This is a genomic window from Lichenihabitans psoromatis (genome assembly GCF_004323635.1).
GTDB classification, from domain to species: Bacteria; Pseudomonadota; Alphaproteobacteria; order Rhizobiales; family Beijerinckiaceae; genus Lichenihabitans; species Lichenihabitans psoromatis.
This window is the reverse complement of the sequence record NZ_CP036515.1, coordinates 758124-774846: the sequence shown is the minus strand read 5'-3', so window position 1 is coordinate 774846 and position 16723 is coordinate 758124. Positions and strand designations below refer to the sequence as shown.

The 16723-nt window shown below is 64.9% G+C and carries 16 protein-coding genes; 12 read left to right on the top strand and 4 right to left on the bottom strand.

Annotated elements, in window-relative coordinates; translation table 11 throughout:
- Window positions 1-27 precede the first annotated feature (27 nt).
- On the bottom strand, window positions 28-1548 hold the full coding sequence (gene adh, locus EY713_RS03620) for an aldehyde dehydrogenase (protein ID WP_131113605.1): 1521 nt from the start codon (window positions 1546-1548) through the stop codon (window positions 28-30).
- A 248-nt stretch (window positions 1549-1796) separates the two neighbouring features.
- On the opposite strand from adh, the gene EY713_RS03615 reads away from it, so the two are divergent.
- On the top strand, window positions 1797-2138 hold the full coding sequence (locus tag EY713_RS03615) for a hypothetical protein (RefSeq protein WP_177525400.1): 342 nt from the start codon (window positions 1797-1799) through the stop codon (window positions 2136-2138).
- Here EY713_RS03615 and EY713_RS03610 read toward each other — a convergent pair.
- Entirely contained in the window at window positions 2135-2515 is a 381-nt protein-coding gene (locus EY713_RS03610; protein WP_131113604.1) for a hypothetical protein, read from the bottom strand. The genes EY713_RS03615 and EY713_RS03610 overlap by 4 nt on opposite strands.
- A 190-nt stretch (window positions 2516-2705) precedes the next feature.
- Between EY713_RS03610 and EY713_RS03605 the strand changes: the two genes are divergently transcribed.
- The 10 genes from EY713_RS03605 to EY713_RS03560 all read left to right on the top strand — a co-directional run bounded on the left by EY713_RS03605 (window position 2706) and on the right by EY713_RS03560 (window position 12986).
- Entirely contained in the window at window positions 2706-3779 is a 1074-nt protein-coding gene (locus tag EY713_RS03605; protein ID WP_131113603.1) for a Gfo/Idh/MocA family protein, read from the top strand.
- Window positions 3779-4603 carry a sugar phosphate isomerase/epimerase family protein gene (locus EY713_RS03600; RefSeq protein ID WP_131113602.1) on the top strand — a complete coding sequence of 275 codons (825 nt, stop codon included), beginning with the start codon at window positions 3779-3781 and terminating at the stop codon, window positions 4601-4603. Before EY713_RS03605 ends, EY713_RS03600 begins: the two co-directional genes overlap by 1 nt.
- Window positions 4600-5412, top strand: coding sequence for an alpha/beta fold hydrolase (locus EY713_RS03595; protein WP_131113601.1), 813 nt, complete (start codon window positions 4600-4602; stop codon window positions 5410-5412). Before EY713_RS03600 ends, EY713_RS03595 begins: the two co-directional genes overlap by 4 nt.
- Window positions 5413-5425: 13 nt before the next feature.
- Entirely contained in the window at window positions 5426-6157 is a 732-nt protein-coding gene (locus EY713_RS03590; RefSeq protein ID WP_131113600.1) for a ribulose-phosphate 3-epimerase, read from the top strand.
- The gene (locus EY713_RS03585) at window positions 6154-7095 is read left to right on the top strand and encodes an ROK family protein (protein WP_131113599.1); all 942 of its coding nucleotides are present in this window, start codon (window positions 6154-6156) and stop codon (window positions 7093-7095) included. Before EY713_RS03590 ends, EY713_RS03585 begins: the two co-directional genes overlap by 4 nt.
- A 98-nt stretch (window positions 7096-7193) precedes the next feature.
- On the top strand, window positions 7194-7985 hold the full coding sequence (locus tag EY713_RS03580) for a polysaccharide deacetylase family protein (protein ID WP_131113598.1): 792 nt from the start codon (window positions 7194-7196) through the stop codon (window positions 7983-7985).
- 175 nt (window positions 7986-8160) lie between these two features.
- The gene (locus EY713_RS03575) at window positions 8161-9147 is read left to right on the top strand and encodes a glycosyltransferase family 2 protein (protein WP_245572878.1); all 987 of its coding nucleotides are present in this window, start codon (window positions 8161-8163) and stop codon (window positions 9145-9147) included.
- Window positions 9144-10499 (top strand): O-antigen ligase family protein, encoded by a 1356-nt coding sequence (locus tag EY713_RS03570; RefSeq protein ID WP_131113597.1) that lies wholly within the window; start codon window positions 9144-9146, stop codon window positions 10497-10499. Before EY713_RS03575 ends, EY713_RS03570 begins: the two co-directional genes overlap by 4 nt.
- Window positions 10500-10629: 130 nt before the next feature.
- On the top strand, window positions 10630-11547 hold the full coding sequence (locus EY713_RS03565) for a DUF6492 family protein (RefSeq protein WP_131113596.1): 918 nt from the start codon (window positions 10630-10632) through the stop codon (window positions 11545-11547).
- The gene (locus EY713_RS03560; RefSeq protein ID WP_131113595.1) at window positions 11544-12986 is read left to right on the top strand and encodes a lipopolysaccharide biosynthesis protein; all 1443 of its coding nucleotides are present in this window, start codon (window positions 11544-11546) and stop codon (window positions 12984-12986) included. The genes EY713_RS03565 and EY713_RS03560 overlap by 4 nt, the downstream gene beginning before the upstream one ends.
- A gap of 19 nt (window positions 12987-13005) precedes the next feature.
- Here EY713_RS03560 and EY713_RS03555 read toward each other — a convergent pair whose 3' ends face one another.
- Together EY713_RS03555 and EY713_RS03550 are read right to left on the bottom strand one after the other, a co-directional pair.
- On the bottom strand, window positions 13006-13896 hold the full coding sequence (locus EY713_RS03555; RefSeq protein WP_131113594.1) for a GNAT family N-acetyltransferase: 891 nt from the start codon (window positions 13894-13896) through the stop codon (window positions 13006-13008).
- Window positions 13893-14975, bottom strand: a complete 1083-nt coding sequence (locus EY713_RS03550) for a glycosyltransferase family protein (RefSeq protein WP_131113593.1) — start codon at window positions 14973-14975, stop codon at window positions 13893-13895. The genes EY713_RS03555 and EY713_RS03550 overlap by 4 nt, the downstream gene beginning before the upstream one ends.
- Window positions 14976-15252: 277 nt before the next feature.
- On the opposite strand from EY713_RS03550, the gene EY713_RS03545 reads away from it, so the two are divergent.
- A complete protein-coding gene (locus EY713_RS03545; protein ID WP_131113592.1) occupies window positions 15253-16713 on the top strand; it encodes a GumC family protein in 1461 nt (486 codons plus the stop codon).
- Window positions 16714-16723: the final 10 nt, after the last annotated feature.

The following is a 16723-nucleotide window of genomic DNA, read 5'->3' as shown; positions in this document are numbered from 1 at the left end:
CGGCACCGCCTCCTCGTTGAATCGACGTCAGAAGAAGCCGAGAGCCTTTGGCGAATAGCTGACCAGCATGTTTTTCGTCTGCTGATAATGATCCATCATCTTGAGATGGTTCTCACGCCCGATCCCGGATTGCTTGTAGCCCCCGAAGGTCGCATGAGCCGGGTAGAGATGATAACAGTTGGTCCAGACGCGGCCGGCCTGGATCGCGCGTCCAAACCGGTAGGCGCGTGTGCCATTGCGTGTCCAGACACCGGCTCCGAGGCCATAAAGCGTGTCATTGGCCATCGACAGGGCCTCTTCCTCGTCCTTGAAGGGCACGACCGAAACGACGGGGCCAAAAATCTCTTCCTGGAAGACCCGCATCTTGTTGTTACCCTCGAGGATGGTCGGCTCGACGTAGAAACCTTCGCCGAGTTCGCCCCCGAGATCCGCGCGCTTGCCGCCGGTCAGCACCTTGGCGCCTTCCTGCTTGCCGATGTCGAAATATGACAGGATCTTCTCAAGCTGATCGTTCGAGGCTTGGGCGCCGATCATGGTGCTCATGTCGAGCGGGTGGCCTTGCTTGATCTTCTTCACGCGAGCGACAGCCCGATCCATGAATTTGTCGTAGATCTTGGCGTCGACGAGCGCACGGCTCGGGCAGGTGCAGACCTCGCCCTGGTTGAGTGCAAACATCGAGAAGCCTTCGAGGCATTTGTCGAAGAAATCGTCGTCTTGATCCATCACATCGGCGAAGAAGATGTTGGGCGACTTGCCGCCGAGTTCCAACGTGACCGGGATGATATTGTCAGACGCATATTGCATGATCATGCGGCCCGTCGTCGTCTCACCCGTGAAGGCGATCTTGGCGATGCGTTTGCTTTGGGCCAAAGGTTTACCGGCTTCGAGTCCAAATCCATTGACGACGTTGATGACGCCGGGCGGCACGATGTCGCCGAGCAATTCCATCAGCACCAGAATGCTCAACGGCGTTTGCTCGGCGGGCTTCAGCACAACGCAATTGCCGGCCGCCAGGGCCGGGGCGAGTTTCCATGTCGCCATGAGGAGCGGGAAGTTCCACGGAATGATCTGGCCGACGACGCCGAGCGGCTCGCGGAAGTGATAGGCGACGGTGTCATTGTCGATTTCGGAGAGGCTGCCTTCCTGAGCGCGGATGACGCCAGCAAAATAGCGAAAGTGATCGACCGCGAGCGGCAGGTCGGCGAGGGTTGTCTCGCGAATCGGTTTGCCGTTGTCGAGCGTTTCGATCAGAGCCACGAGATCGAGCTTTTGCTCGAGCGTGTCGGCGATGCGGTTCAGCACCTTGGCCCGCTCGGCCGCCGAGGTCTTGCCCCAGGCGTCCTTCGCCTTATGGGCTGCGTCGAGCGCGAGCTCGATATCGGCCGCCGACGATCGCGGGATTTCGCAGAGTTTCTTGCCGGTGATCGGGCTGGGGTTGTCGAAGTAACGTCCCTCGACGGGGGCGACCCATTTGCCGCCGATGAAGTTGTCGTAGCGGTCGCGGATCAGAACTTGTTTCGAAACTTGGTCGAGCGCTTGCTGGAACATGGAAAGCCTCCCGGAGAGCGAATGCGCCATTCGGCGTCATAAGGTCGATGAAGGGCCGCTGAACCGGGTCGGTCATCACGACGACCAGCCTCTCAACGACACCAAGCCCCAATAGTGCGCTCGGCCGAACGGCCGGTCAACGCCCCCGTCCGGGGGATCGATCGCGCGGTGTCGGCGTTGATCGGGGCAAGGGATTAGCCGACGATGCAGGTCTCGCATCGAAGCCACATGGGATTGGGCGGACACGCGTGACGCGTCACAACAAGACGATCGGGGCCGCACTTGCCTGTGTGGCGCTACGCCAGGGGCGGCGCGTTGAGCTTCAGTATGGCGGATACACCCGCACGGTCGAAGTCCATGCTGTTGGCGCGACGGCCATTGGTCATCCGGTCGTCTTGGTGTGGCAGGTGAGCGGCGGACGTGTTAGCGGGCAGGCCGAGGGATGGAAGCTGCTCCGCTTGGATGAGATGGGACCGATGGTCGTGACGCAGGAGACATCCTTGGCCCCACGCCCGGGGTTCAATCCGGATCGCAACGCGATGCCGATCGTGCATTGCCGATGTCAGGCGTCGGAGACACCGCAAGCCTAGTTCTGGTCGATCACCACCGGCAGGCCATCGGCGCCAAAACCTGAGCCCTTCGCCCGGCCGGATGCAATCATATTGGGACCATCCGAATCAGGCACCATCACGCCGAAATCCGAGCGATGCACGCCGATGCTGCCGGTGATGATCGCGTCCCCCAACGTGTTGGTCCCGAGATAGTCCGGCCGTCGCGTCTCAGAGACCGGCGGGCGCGCAACGTAATGACGACCGAACCCGTGATGTCGGTGGTGGAGCCGCACCTCATGATAGCGATGATGATAGCGGGACGTGTTCGCTTGAGCGTCCCCCGTTCCGAGCAGCCCGATCGCGAGCGACGCACAACCCGCCAGGAGGATCATGTGAGTCTTTGTGGCTTTGGTCATAGCAATGGTCTCGGTCGAGTGAAACTGCCGACTCTATGCGCGGCGACGCTGAAGGTTCCTTCGGGCTTGCTTCAGCAAATGTGATGCGCTTTCTAGCGTCATTATGCGGTTTTGTGCTTGACCGCGATTAGAGCATCATCAAGTCTAGCCTGAGAAGCATCGGCAGCGATCGATGCGGCAGGAGGATTTTATGGCGCAAGACGCGCGACAGCTTCGCATCGGAGTGCTCGGAGCGGGGCCGATCGCGCAATTTGCCCACCTCGAATCCTGCGTGAAGGCTCGCAATGCCGAGCTTTATGCCATCTGCGATGCGGCGCCCGACCTGCTCGAGCGAATCGCCGCTTATTACGCGCCGCGCCGGACGTTCACGGATTACGAGGCGATGCTGGCCGACCCAGAGGTCGACGCCGTCATTATCGCCACCTCGGATACATGGCATGTCGAGGCGTCCATCAAGGCGCTCGAAGCCGGCAAGGCCGTCTTGTGCGAAAAGCCGATCGGCGTCTCGGTCGAGGAGGTCGAGCGCCTGCGCGAGGTCGTCCGCCGCACGGGAAGAGTGCTGCAGGTTGGCCACATGAAGCGCTTCGATCCGGGCCTTGAAGCCGCTAAAGCGTTCATCGATAACGAGATGGGGCAGCAACTTGCCCTGAAAGCGTGGTACTGCGACTCGACGCATCGCTATACGATGACCGACGCGGTTCAGCCGTTGGCGCTGAAAAGCGAGGCCCAAAAAAGGCCGAGCCACAGCCCCAAAGCCGACCTTCGCCGCTACTATATGCTGGCGCACGGAAGCCATCTCGTCGACACGGCCCGGTTTCTGTGTGGCGAGATCACCGAGGTGCGGGCCAGGCTCTCGGAGCGCTTCGGCGCGTCGTGCTGGTTCGTCGAGACGAGCTTCGCCAATGGCACACTCGGCCACCTCGACCTCACCGTCGCGGTCAGGATGGATTGGTTCGAGGGCTTTCAACTCTATGGCGAGAACGGCAGCATCCTGGCTCGCACCTATAATCCTTGGTATTACAAGTCGAGCGACGTCGAGATCTTCCATGAGGCCGATGCGACGACCCGCCGGGTGCTCGGCGCGGACGGACATTTCTTTCGTCGGCAACTCGAAGGCTTTGCCGATACCGTGCTGACCGGCGCGCGGCAGCGCGGCGCGACGATCGAGGATGGTCTCGCCTCCGTGCGGGCCATGGCGGCGATCGCCGAATCGGTCCGGACCGGCCAGGCGGTCGCGGTTCCGAGCATGAACGGGGCGGTCTGATGAGGCTCGGCATCTTCGCCAAAACCTTTCCTGGCCAGGATGCCGCAACCGTGCTGCGGGCCGTGCGCCAAGCAGGTTTTTCCTGCACCCAGTTCAACATGGCCTGCGTCGGTCTGCCGGCGATGCCGGACGCGATCGACCCGGCCGTCATCGCGGCGATCGGGGCGGCCGCACGCGAGACCGGTGTCCGCATCGACGCGCTATCTGCGACCTACAACATGATCCACCCCAACCCCGCCATACGCGAGGCCGGGTTGCGTTGTCTGCGTGTGCTGGTCGATGCCGCGCGATCGCTCAGCATTCCCCTCGTCACGCTCTGCACGGGAACGCGCGACCCGGACGACCAATGGCGGCACCACCCCGACAATGCCCGCCCCGATGCGTGGTTCGACCTCTGCGCCGCGATGGAACACGCGCTCGCCATCGCCGAGGCGGACGGGATCGATCTCGGGATCGAGCCCGAACAGGCCAATGTCGTGACCTCGGCATCCGAGGCGCGGCAGCTGATCGCCGATATGGGGTCGCGGCGCCTCCGCATCGTCTTCGATCCCGCCAACTTGTTTGAGCGGGCCACACCCGCGGAGGCACGGCGCATCGTGGCCGACGCGATCGACATCGCCGGCGATGCCATTGCCATGGCGCATGCCAAGGATCGCTTCCCGGATGGGCGTTTTGCGACGGCGGGAACGGGCGTGGTCGATTTTGCCGATTTCTTCGAGCGGCTCTCGGCCGTCGGCTTCGACGGGCCGGTCGTGACGCATGGTCTGACGGCGGCCGAGGCGCCGCAGGTCGCGGCCTATCTCGCCGCGTTGGGTCTCCGATGAGCGCCATCACGATCCGCCGCGACGATGCCGTGCTGCAGGGGTTCGACCAGGGCGCCGGCATGCCTTTGCTGTTCCAGCATGGCCTTGGCGGTTCGGTCCTCCAAATCGACGAGAACGTGCCGGATGTGGTGGGCATCCGTCGCCTGACCCTCGACTGTCGCGGGCAGGGTGGCTCGACCCCCGGCACGGCTCGACCCTTCTCGATCGAGACTTTCGCCGATGACGCCTGGGCCTTTGCGGAAGAGCGGATCGGGGGCCAACCTCTCATCGTCGGCGGCATCTCGATGGGGGCCGCCATCGCGCTTCGCCTCGCTATTCGTCATCCGGGGCGGGTGCGGGGTCTGATCCTGGCACGGCCCGCCTGGCTGTTCGCCGATGGCCCGGAAACGATGATGCCGTATCGGCACGTGGCGGCGGCGCTGCGGTCCGGCCCTCCAACCGAGGCCCGGCAGCGCTTTTTGACCTCACCTGTCGCAGCGATGCTGGCCAGCGAGGCACCCGACAACCTCGCCTCGCTGCTTCAATTTTTCGAGCGACCCAACCCCCTCATGATGGCCGATCTGTTGGATCAGATCGCGGCCGACGGACCTGGCGTGACCGAAGCCGAAGCGCGCGCCCTGACGATCCCGACCCTGGTGATTGGCCATGCCGTCGATCACGCGCATCCGCTCGCCGACGCGCGCCGCCTGGCCGAGATCATTCCCGACGCTCGTTTGGCAGAGATCCCGCCGAAGGGAGGTCAAAAAGCCGCGCATGTGGCCGCCTTCCGCGCCGTCGTGGCGGATTTTCTTTTGCGGTTCGCCGCCTAACCGGAGCCTCATCATGACGCTTGCTCAAAACCCCGCCGCCGGTTGGCTCGAGGCCCTGCCGCGCTCGCGGATCCTTGGCGAATATTCGCTGTGGTCCGCCGATCTCGCCAACCTGGAGCAGGATCTCCGCCGCACCGAGGCACATGCCGACCTCTATCATGTCGATGTGGCCGACGGTCGTTTCGCCCCATCCTTCCTGTTCTTTCCCGATCAGGTGGCCCGCCTCCGGACCGTGACCTCAAAGCCGCTCCACGTGCATCTCATGGTCGAGGGCGACATCGTGCTCAGCCAGATCCGGCAATTCGCCGAGGCAGGCGCGGATCTCGTCACGATTCATGCGGAAAATGGCGCGGTCGTCGATGACGCACTCGACCTCATCCGCGATCTCGGTTGCGCGGCCGGCGTGGTGCTTCGGGTCGAAACCCCGATCGATGCGTTGCGCCCTTGGCTCGATCGCGTCGCTTTCGTGACGCTGCTCGGCACCGCGATCGGCGTAAAGGGGCAGGGGCTGTCGGAGACGGCGTGTCCGCGCCTCAAGGCCGCTCGGGCGTTGCTCCGCGAAGCGGGGCGCGACACGGCGATCCGCCTGGCGGCAGACGGCGGCATCCGCGACACGACCGTGCCGCTGCTGCGAGCCGCGGGCGCCGACACCGTCGTGCTCGGCTCGCTGGCCTTCGGAGCGCCCGATCTCGCGTCGCGGACGGCTTGGTTGCACGGCCTACCGGCGCCCGTGAGGACGGAATGAGCCGTCGCGCGCTGGCGATCGATCTTGGCGGCACCGATCTTCGCGTCGCGGTCGTCGACGAGACCGGCGCGATCCTGGCTTTCGCCGCGACCCGGACCGATAGCATGGGCGGCCCGGAGGCGATCCTCACTCAGATCGGCGATCTCGTCGCGGCTGTGACATGGGAGACGGGATTGATCGCCATTGTCGGCGTCGGCGTCGCGGCTCCCGGTCCGCTTGATCCGGTGGCCGGTATCGTGATTGCGCCGCCCACGCTGCAGGGTTGGTCGAACGTGCCGCTCGCCGCCATGCTGCGCGAGCGGCTCGGCCTGCCGGTCGCGATCGAGAATGATGCCAATGCGGCGGCGCTCGGCGAGTGGCGCTTCGGCGCAGGCCGGGGCACCAACCACATGGTGTTCGTCACGGTCAGCACGGGCATCGGCGGCGGCGTCATCGCGGATGGTCGCCTCCTGCGGGGGCATCGCGGCATGGCGGCCGAGATCGGCCATATGACCATCTCCGAACAGTCGACCGACAGCTTGTTCGGTGGCGCGCCCGGCGCGTGGGAGGCGCTGGCATCAGGCACGGCGCTGGGGAAGCGGGCTGCTCTGCGGGCTAACGGAGGGGACGGTGCGGTTCTGCGACGGCTTGCCGGATGCTCCGAGATGACGGCGCGCCACGTCGTCGAGGCTGCGCGGGCCGGCGACTTGCTCGCATTGTCTCTGCTGGCCGACGAAGCACGCCTGCTCGGCATCGGCTTCGTCAATCTCCTGCATCTCTACTCGCCCGAACGCCTAATCGTCGGGGGTGGCCTCGGCGCCGCGCTCGATCTGATGCAGGACGGCATCGCGCGCACCATCGCGTCGCGCGCCCTCGAGGCTTACAGAACCGTGCCGGTTGTGGCTGCGGCGCTCGGGCATCGCGCTGGGCTCGTCGGAGCCGCCTGCCTCATCGTCTGATCCAAACTGGCGTGCCGACGCGATCGCGCCCGACTTTTTAACCAGATGGGCTTAGTGCTGATCGCGTCGCGCTGCGCGGCAGTCGTTGGGAGCCTTTGGTGACCGGTTTGGACAGCCCTTCTGACATTCTCCCGTCGGAGCCGCTGACGCTTTACATGCGGGCGATGCACCGACTGGCCTGGCACATGCCCGCGCCCCGGCAGAAGATGACCAATCAGACGCCGCTGCTCAGCATCACGTTCGACGATGTGCCCGAGTCGGCCGTGCAGCAGGGTGGCGGCATTCTCGAGCAGGCCGGAGCCCGAGGTACTTTCTTCATCGCGACCTCGCTGTTCGGTCGTCGTACGCCCTATTGGCAGGTCGCCGACGCCGAGGCGGTCGCGTCGCTGACGGCACGCGGCCACGAGATCGGCTTGCATTCGCACAGCCACAAACCGGTCGCCCCGATGGCGATGCGAGACTTCATCGCCGATCTCGATCGGTCGCAGGCGGCTCTCGCGACCCTCGTGCCGACCGCGCGGATCGAAAATTACGCCTATCCGTTCGGCCTCAGCAGCATGGCGCAGAAGCACTATCTCGGTCGCCGTGTTCGATCGAGCCGGACCACGCATCCCGGCATTAACGACGGCGCGATCGATCCGCACTTTCTCTTGTCGATCTCGCTGGGCCAGACCGCGACCGATCGGCCTGCGATCGACCATCTGATCGCACGGGCGGCGCGTCGCAACGGCTGGTTGATCCTGACCGTTCACGACGTTGCGGACAAACCGAGCCCTTACGGCTGCACACCGGCTCTCCTCGCCTACGCGATCCAGCGGGCCGCGGCGCAGGGCTTTGGCGTTTGCACCATCGCGGACGCGCTCGACCGCGCCGGCATCGCCAAGCTCTGACGCCCGGCCGGTCCCCCAATCTCGCAACCGCCGATTAACCCTGCCAAATGCCAGCCGACTGAAACGCCGCGGTGACGCGCGCCAACACCGACATTCGGCTATGGTAAGGCTCTTGCCAGAGGCCGAACAGGAGCCAACCGGCGTGCAGCACGACCCCAAAGAGATGCCTGAGTCCATGATGATCGACGCATCGGCCCAGCCTGCTCCGGATGTGCTCGCGGTCGTCTGCGTGCCGACGTTCCGGCGCCCCGCCATGCTGCGCGACACGCTGGCCTCGCTTGCGGCGCAGCGCACGGCGATTTCGTTTCGTGTGCTGGTGATCGACAACGACGCCGATGGTCGAGACGGTCTTGCGGTCGCCGAGGCAACCTTTGCCGAGGGTCCTCTGCGGGGCGCCGCGCTGCTCGAGCCGCAGCAGGGAAATTGTCACGCGATCAATGCGGCGTTGCGACAGGCCGGGCAGCTCTTCCCTGACGCGCGCTATCTCCTGATGATCGACGACGATGAGATCGCATCGCCCGAATGGCTGGACCGCATGGTCGCGACCGCCGAGGCGGAGAAGGCCGATATCGTCGGCGGGCCGGTTTTTTCGACATTTTCGACCCAACCGCACCCGGGCCTTGCGGCTCATCCGGTCTTCTGGCCCGCCTATGACCGGAGCGGGTCTGTGCCGATGATCTATGGGAGCGGCAATTTTCTCGTGAGGCAGGCGGCTCGGTTACGGCTAGCTAACCCGGAATTCGATGTCGCGTTCAACTTTCTCGGGGGCGGTGACACCGATTTCTTCACGCGCTGCAAGCGGGCGGGCTTTCGCTTCTATTGGAACCAGGAAGCCCGGATCGACGAGACTGTGCCGCCCACGCGCGCCAACGCGCGCTGGGTGTTGCAAAGGAGTATGCGGATCGGCGCCATCAATTATCGGCTCGACCAGAGCGCGGATGCGAGAGGCCCGATTCGGGCGATCGGCAAGAACGTCCTGCTGGTTCCGCTCAGCCTCTATCGCGGTGCCAAGCGACTGATCGCGTCGGGCAGCCTGCTACAAGCGAGCCACCCGCCGGCAATCGCACTCGGTCGTATTCTCGCCAGCCTCGGGGTGGAAGGGAAGCAATATCGAGCCAAAACAACGGCCGAGGCGAAAGCTAAAGCCGGAACCCTGTCATGACCGACCGGACGCTGACCAACCGAACCTTGACGCCCGCAACCGCCGCGCCCGCCAACCCCGGGGTGCGGCAGGATTGGCGTCACGGGCTGTCTGGTCCGGTCTTTGTCGCGACCGTCCTGCTCGTGTGGGTCACGCTGCATCCGTTTCAAAGTCTCTCGACCAGCGCGTCCGTCGAATTATCGAGCGGCAATGAAGGCCTCACCTATGCGGCCTTTCTGGCGCTGGCGGGCGTCGCCTTGGCGGTGGTCTTGCCGCGACTTCGCATCGTCTGGCGATGCCTGATGGTCGCTCCCATCCTGGCGATGGCGGGCTGGATGCTCGTCACGTCGGTCATTTCGGAGGATCCGGGCACGTCGCTTCGCCGCCTAGTGCTGACCGGCCTTGTGGTGACCCTGGCGGCGTGCCTCTTTCTACTGCCCAACAACCAAGCCAAGCTGGCTCGCTTGCTGGCGATCTGCGCCCTGACGGTGTTGATCCTGAGTTATCTCGGGGTGATCCTGGTGCCGGGCCTTGCGATCCATCAGGCGACCGATCTCGGCGAGCCGGAACTCGCCGGTAACTGGCGCGGCCTCTTCGGGCACAAGAATGATGCGAGCGCGGTCATGTCGCTGTTCGTCATCATCGGCTTGTTCATCGCCCGGTGCCGCATGCCCGTGACCGGCAGCGCCATCATGCTGCTCGCGGTGGTGTTCCTGCTGTTTTCGGGCGGGAAAAGCTCGTTGATGCTGATCATCATCACGCTTGGGGTCAGCTCGCTCTGGGGGATCGTGCGCGGTCCCGTGGCGCGTGCCCTCTTGGCGTTCGGCCCGGCGTTGCTGCTCAACCTGCTTGGCGTCGGCAGTGTGCTCTGGCCCAATATCGGGAGCGTAACCAAGGCGTTGCCGCTCGACACGACCTTCACGGGCCGTACCGATATCTGGGCTTTCGCGATCGATAGTTTGCCGGGACACTACCTGACAGGCCATGGGTTTCAGGCGTTTTGGAACACCGCCAAAACCTGGACGGGCGGCGAGGACGCCAGCTGGGCCGGAACCGCGGCGCATGCTCACAACGGATATTTGGACCTGATCGTCAATATGGGGCTGCCGGGTCTTGGTTTCGGCCTGTTCATGGTGGCCTGGATGCCGTTCCGCGACGTGCTGGCGGCCGAGCGCAACGGAACCGACCCGGCCCTGCTGGCCATGTTGCGGCAAATCTGGATCTTCGGCCTCTCGCTCTCGGCGATGGAAACGTTCCTGTTCCTGCGGGCCGACCCGGTCTGGCTCACGTTCCTGTTCGCAATCTTCGGCCTCCGCTATGCGGCATCCTTTCCGTTGCGCGGTTTAGCCGAGGGTCGGCAAACGCCAAATTAACCGGCGCCCCCGATGCTTGCCGACAAGACGCGATCGGCTGTGTCGGTTCTGCCTGATCTGTCGTAAAAATAACTAGTCGGCGCGGTGTTCGACAGTCTGATCCGACACCGCCCCAGAATGGCGCCCGACGTTGACCCTCTCGCTCATCACGCCAAGTTATCACGGGGATCTCGAGCGTGCCGCGCTCCTGTTCGAGACCGTCGATCGTCATGTCACCGGATTCGACAAGCATTATGTCATCGTCAGTGACACCGACTATCCGCTGTTCGCGCGGTTCGAGAGAGGCCGGCGCGAGATCCTGCCGGCGTCGCGCTTTTTGCCCACCTGGCTGCACCCTATGCCGGGTTTTCTGAAATGGCGCGGGCGGCGTTATCTGTGGTCGCTCAAGGCGTGGCCGATCTATGGCTGGCACACCCAGCAACTGGTCAAGATCGCGGCCGCCGCGACGCTTCCGGCGACGCGCTACTGCCTGATCGACAGCGACAATGCCTTTTTCCGGCCTTTCGATGCGGCATCGGTGGACGGGTCGGGCTCGGTGCCGCTCTACGTCGAGCCCGCTGCGGTTCAGGCCGCATCCCCTTGGCATGCGCCTTGGCTCAAGACGGCGCATCATCTCTTGGGCCTGGCACCCCCGACCTTTCCGGCCAATGACTTCATCGGCCAAATGATCGTGTGGGATCAGGCGACCGTTCAGGCCATGTTGGCCGGCATCGAACGGGCCACGCGACAGCCTTGGGCCGTCGCGCTTTGCAAAGCCCACGGCTTTTCGGAATATATGCTGTACGGAACCTTCGTGTCGACCGACGCGACGGCGGCGTCACGGCACGTCCAATCCAGCGAAAGCCTTTGCGTCACGCATTGGGATCGGTCGACGCCCGATCATGACGCCCTCGTCGAGATGCTCCGCGCCGCCGCCCCGGATCAGGTCGCGCTTTGCGTCCAATCCTTCAACGCGACGCCCATCGACGTGATTCGCGCCGCGATCGAGGACGTGGGGGTGGGCGCAAGCCGGTCGCCGCGCGACGTGACGGGGTTCGGCGCGCCATGAATCTCGTTCGCCAGACCTCGATCTATTTCGTGGCCAATGTTGCCTCGGCCGCGTTCGGCCTGTTGAACGTCGTGATCTTCACGCGTCTGCTGTCGACGGCCGATTACGGGGTCTACGTGCTCGGCAGCGGCTATGCGGCCGTGCTTGCAGCGCTGCTCTACACCTGGATCAAGCAGGTGATCATGCGGGAGGAGGCCAAAGGCGACGGGCCTGACATGCGGGGCACGATCCTGCTCGGCTTCCTGGCGACCTTGCTCCTGTTCCCGCTGATCTATGTCGGGGCATCCTTGTTCACCGACGTCGACAAGCTGGCGATTCTCGGCACTTTGGCGTTCACCGTCGCGAGCGGGTTTTTTGAACTCGGGCAAGACCTTGTCCGGGCGCGCCTGCTGGCGCTCCGCTACATGGTGGCCACCATCACGCGCGCCGTCCTGGTCTCGGGGTTCGGCATTGCGGCCGTGCTCGGCGGCGGCGGCGGTCACACCTTGCTGCTCTCGAGCGCGGCCGCCTATCTGATGAGCGCCGGGCTGACGCTGCGCTCCGTCTGGGTCGGCACGCGCCTGAAGCTCCGCGACAAAGACCTCGGCCCCCTCTTCGTGTGGGGTTTTCCGCTGACGATCTCGATTTCGATGCTGTCGCTTTCGACCTCGGTGGATCGCTTCATCATCGCGGGCCTGCTCGGCACGGGCGCAGCGGGCCAGTATGGCGCCTCCGTCGATCTCGTCCGCCAGGCCCTCATCATTCCGGCCATCAGCGCGTCGGCGGCCTTCATGCCGATCGCTGTCCGCTTCCTCGCAAACGACGGAGCGGCGGCGGCGCGGGCGCATCTCGAAGAGTGCCTGGAACTGCTGGTCGGCGTGGTGCTTCCGTCGGCCATCGGTTTCGCCCTTGTGTCGGGCCATGTGGCCGATCTTGTGCTCGGGCCGGATTATCGCGCCGTGGCGCGGATCGTCATGCCGGCCGCCTCCATCGCGGTGATCTTTCAGATCATCGTCCAGCAATATGTTCACATCAGCTTCCTGCTGGCCAATCGCAACGCCTTCTATCTCATCAACACGGTTGCGACGCTCGCGTTTGGCGCCATCGCGTCGGCGGTGCTGACTCATGTGTTCGGCGTCGGCGGCGCCGCCTGGGGCCGTGTGGCGACGGATGTGTTTGGCCTTCTCAATGCCGGAGTGCTGGCCGCGATCGCGTTCCCGATGCCGGCCCCGATCGGGCGCATCGCCCGGGTCTGCGGCGCAACCGCCGCGATGGCCGTGGTGGTGGTCGGCCTCGATCATCTCGTGGTCACGGATCGGCCCATCGTCCTGGCTTTGCTGATCCCGGCCGGTGCCGTCACTTATCTGGCCGCATGTTGGGTGCTGGATGTCGCGTCGTTGCGCGGCAAGCTCCGGTCGGTCTTGTCGCGTCTGTCCGGCTTGCGCCGCCAACGGGCGTGATCCGAAGCCGCTCTCGCCGTCAGAGCCCGAAGACGACGATTTCACTGTTGGAGAGATCGCCGTCGCGCGGTCGGTCAGGGCCTTTGAAATATTTCGGCATGCCTCCCGCCACGAAGGCGCCGGGAATGCCCGCGATCGGCCTATTCGCGTCGATGACCACGACGCCGCGCCCACGCCGCGCCAGCGCCCGCCCGATCGGCCCAGCGAAGCGGACCATGTCGGCGATATCGCGGCAATAGACGAGTTGTGCGGCCGGAACGACCCCCTTGACGGTCCGCAGCCGGAACGAAAAGGGATAGACGGCTTCGCCGTCGATGGCCGCGAGGTTCAGGCAACCATAGTGGCGCTGCTCCTCCAGGATCGCGACGTCACGCGCATCGAGACCCTTCCGTGGCCCGTTGACCGCTTCGACCCGCACCGATGGCCGACGGCGCGCAAAGGCCGGAAGCGCGAAAAGCCGCCCCTGGCTATATCGAATGAAGCCCTGCGCCTCGATGATGGGGCGCGTATGTTCGGCGGGAGACACGTTGAAATAGGTGCTTTGCTTATGTTTCGTGGCTTGGCTGATGAGGATCGACGCATAGCCCTGGAAGGCCGGATCGACATACCAGCTCGATAGGTTCGAGCGGGTCACGAAGGCGTCGCCCGCGCGTGTCGTGCCCGAGATCAGCAGGATTACCCCGACGAGGTCGCCGTCGCGGTCCAGCACATAGCCGAAACGCGGCAGGTCGGGCGGAGAGTCGCGCCGCGCCATCCGGGTGAGCCCTGCCGTCCAATAGGCATGCGTCCGGTCCGGGAAGCCTGCGGTGAGCAAAGCCGCGACCGCTGGGAGGTCCGCCTCGACGATGAGGCGGCAGCGCAGCCGTGGCGCGGCGGCTGGCGCCGGCCCCCGCCGATCGACGTCGCTCATCGCATCACCGCTGCATCCAGCGCCGACAAAGCCGCTGCCCAGGCGGCCTGCGTGTCGACGGGTGGCACCGCGATCCGCGACCCCGCCGCGCGGATCGCAAGCGCTGCGAGCTCGTCCACATCGGCGTGCGGCGAGGCCAAGCATAATTGCCCGGTGGCGATCGCGGCCCGATAGGCCGGAAAGGCGTCGACGCTACGCCGGTCGGGAGGTGAATTGACCACCACCGGTTTGCCCGACGTCAGGCAAGCCTGCACGCTGGCGCGTCGCGTCGTCAGCCCCTCGGCGAAACGATAGACGAAGACGTCGACGGCCTCGAAGATCCCGAACAGGTCCTCCGGCTCTGCCACGAACCCGGTCACGCGCACGCGGTCGGCAAGATCAAGCGCCCGAACCCGTGCCTCGAAGGTCTCCTGGACACGATCCTGGCCTTTGACGAAAGAGCCGGCAAAGACCACGAACGGATCGCGGCCGAGCCTCCGAATCGCGGCCACGATATCGAGCACCTCGGCCGAGTGTTTCTTCGGATAGATCGATCCGAAATGCCCCAGGATGAGCCGTCCTTTGGCGCGTTCGGCGGCAAGATATCGGCTGTCGTCGCTGGCGCGGATCGTCTCCGGCCGCATGAGGTTTGGTGGGATCGGGATGATGCCGCGCCGTTGAGTCACCCATCGCGACAGCGGGCTGGCGGCGAATTGGTCCGAGACCTCAAGGCAGGAGAACAGGATCACGTCCGCGAGCTTCAGCGGCAGCGCGAAGGCAGCCCGGCGCTTCCAATCGAGATCGGCCCATTCGTGCAGCACGACGATGGCACCTCGCCCCTTGGCATGGGCCATGGCGAGCGCGACGGCCGGTTCGACAAGCCGCGTCTTCCAGGCCACCAGGGGCAGGTTCAGCACCACAGCATCGGTGTCGTCGAGGGCTTTGCCGAGCGCCGCGAGGTCGAGATCCAGCGTCGGCGTCGTGGCGCGGTGACCAGCCGTCGACGCAAGCAGCCGTGCAAAAGCCTCGACACCGCAGGGTGCGTCGGATCTCGAGACAAGGACGGCGAGGCGAGGCGCCTCGAACCCGGATGCGGTCATGTCGGCTCAATGGCGCCCGCGTGCTGAACGACGGCCCAGCCTGCGCGTCCTTTTGCCTTAGCGGATGGCGCAGGGCTCCGTCGACCGAGATTCGACATAAATGCTGAAGAGATTATCGCGGCGTGCCGCTTCACTTACGTTTCGCTAACCAAGTTCCTTTACGGTCGGTTTGTCGGTTCGACGACGTTCGTGCGTTTGCCCCGTATCTTTGGCAAAAGCAACGTGTTGCAGCGCCAAGGTTTGATGATCCCGCGAACGGTCGGAGGGTTGAGCGGCGATGTTGGACGAGACGAGATCGGTGCGGACCAGCGTTCCATACGCCGGGGTTAGCGATGTGCCGCCGGTCTCGAACCCGCTCGCTCAAACCTTGCTGTCCCGATGGCGTCTGATCGTCGCGCTGGCGGCCCTCGGGGCGGTGGCGGCTTACGCCGTCTCGACCATCATCCCGCCGAGCTTCGTCGCCTCGTCTGAGCTTTTCGTCGATCCGCGCAGCGTTCAGGTGCTGAAATCGGATCTCACGGTACGCCAAGAAGATTCGCAAACCGAAAATAGCTTCGTCGAGAGTCAGGCCCGCATCGTGACCTCGGAGAGCGTGTTGTCTCGCGTCGTTGCCGAACAGCATCTGGCCGATGATCCGGAGTTCAACGGCGCCGCCCGGGGCCTGATCGCTTCGCTGCTGGGCTTGGCCGGATCGCCACCCGCCACGACCGATGAGGAGACACGCGCCCGCAACGCCCTCACGACTCTCTATGATCGCACCAGCGTGCATCGGCCCGAGCGGACCTTTATCATCGATATTTCGGTGATGTCGCGGGATGCCGCCAAAGCCGCGACGCTCGCCAATGCGGTCGCGCAGAGCTACCTCGACGCGCAGACCGAGGCGCTGTCGGAATCGGCGCGTCGGGCCAATGCGGCGCTGACCAACCGGCTCGACGAATTGCGTGAGCGTTTGCGCGTCTCCGAGGCAAAGGCCGAAGACTTTCGTCGCAAGAACGGCCTCGTTGGCACACGGACCCAACTCGTGAGCGAGCAACAGCTCACCGATGCGACGACCCAATTGGCGCAGACCCGCTCTCGCGTGATCCAGGCCAAGAGCCGCCTTGACCAAACCCGCAACCTTCAGGCGACCGCCGCCCATAACGGCAGCCTTCCCGAAGCGATCGCGTCGCCCACGATCGGCATCTTGCGCGGCCAGCAATCGGAGGCTCTCCGCAAGCTCGCTGACGCCCGCTCGACCTATGGCGACCGCTATCCCGGCGTGCGCGACCTGCAGGCGCAGGTGGCCGACATCAATCGCGTCGTCGCGGCCGAACTCGGCCGCATCGCGCAAGCGGCTCAGGCCGATTACGATCGAGCCGTCGCATCGGAGACGGCACAGAAACAGGTTGTGGAGACGTTGACGGGCGAGTCGTCCAGCGCCGGCACCGCCTTGGTGCAACTGGCAGGCCTGCAGCGCGAAGCCGACATCAACCGGAACCTCCTCAACGCCTTCATGAGCCGGGCGCGGGAAACCAGCGAGCTCGAGCGGGTCGATTCCACCAACGCCCGCATCGTCACCAGCGCCCAGCCGCCGCGCAACCGATCCTTCCCGCCGCGCGGAAGCGTGCTGGCGATCCTGGGGCTGCTGGCGGGTGCGGGTCTCGGTGCCGCGTTAGCGCTGCTGCTCGCGATGCGTCAGGATTCCGACGATGAATTCGATCGTCGCCTCGACCCGCGTCGGATCAAATCCGCCGCTTGATGATCGCGGG

Bases quoted from the DNA above. Each gene is read 5' to 3' on its own strand.
- adh (WP_131113605.1), bottom strand. From the start codon at position 1,548: ATGTTCCAGCAAGCGCTCGACCAAGTTTCGAAACAAGTTCTGATCCGC.
- EY713_RS03610 (WP_131113604.1), bottom strand. From the start codon at position 2,515: ATGACCAAAGCCACAAAGACTCACATGATCCTCCTGGCGGGTTGTGCG.
- EY713_RS03605 (WP_131113603.1), top strand. From the start codon at position 2,706: ATGGCGCAAGACGCGCGACAGCTTCGCATCGGAGTGCTCGGAGCGGGG.
- EY713_RS03600 (WP_131113602.1), top strand. From the start codon at position 3,779: ATGAGGCTCGGCATCTTCGCCAAAACCTTTCCTGGCCAGGATGCCGCA.
- EY713_RS03595 (WP_131113601.1), top strand. From the start codon at position 4,600: ATGAGCGCCATCACGATCCGCCGCGACGATGCCGTGCTGCAGGGGTTC.
- EY713_RS03590 (WP_131113600.1), top strand. From the start codon at position 5,426: ATGACGCTTGCTCAAAACCCCGCCGCCGGTTGGCTCGAGGCCCTGCCG.
- EY713_RS03585 (WP_131113599.1), top strand. From the start codon at position 6,154: ATGAGCCGTCGCGCGCTGGCGATCGATCTTGGCGGCACCGATCTTCGC.
- EY713_RS03575 (WP_245572878.1), top strand. From the start codon at position 8,161: ATGATGATCGACGCATCGGCCCAGCCTGCTCCGGATGTGCTCGCGGTC.
- EY713_RS03570 (WP_131113597.1), top strand. From the start codon at position 9,144: ATGACCGACCGGACGCTGACCAACCGAACCTTGACGCCCGCAACCGCC.
- EY713_RS03560 (WP_131113595.1), top strand. From the start codon at position 11,544: ATGAATCTCGTTCGCCAGACCTCGATCTATTTCGTGGCCAATGTTGCC.
- EY713_RS03555 (WP_131113594.1), bottom strand. From the start codon at position 13,896: ATGAGCGACGTCGATCGGCGGGGGCCGGCGCCAGCCGCCGCGCCACGG.
- EY713_RS03550 (WP_131113593.1), bottom strand. From the start codon at position 14,975: ATGACCGCATCCGGGTTCGAGGCGCCTCGCCTCGCCGTCCTTGTCTCG.
- EY713_RS03545 (WP_131113592.1), top strand. From the start codon at position 15,253: ATGTTGGACGAGACGAGATCGGTGCGGACCAGCGTTCCATACGCCGGG.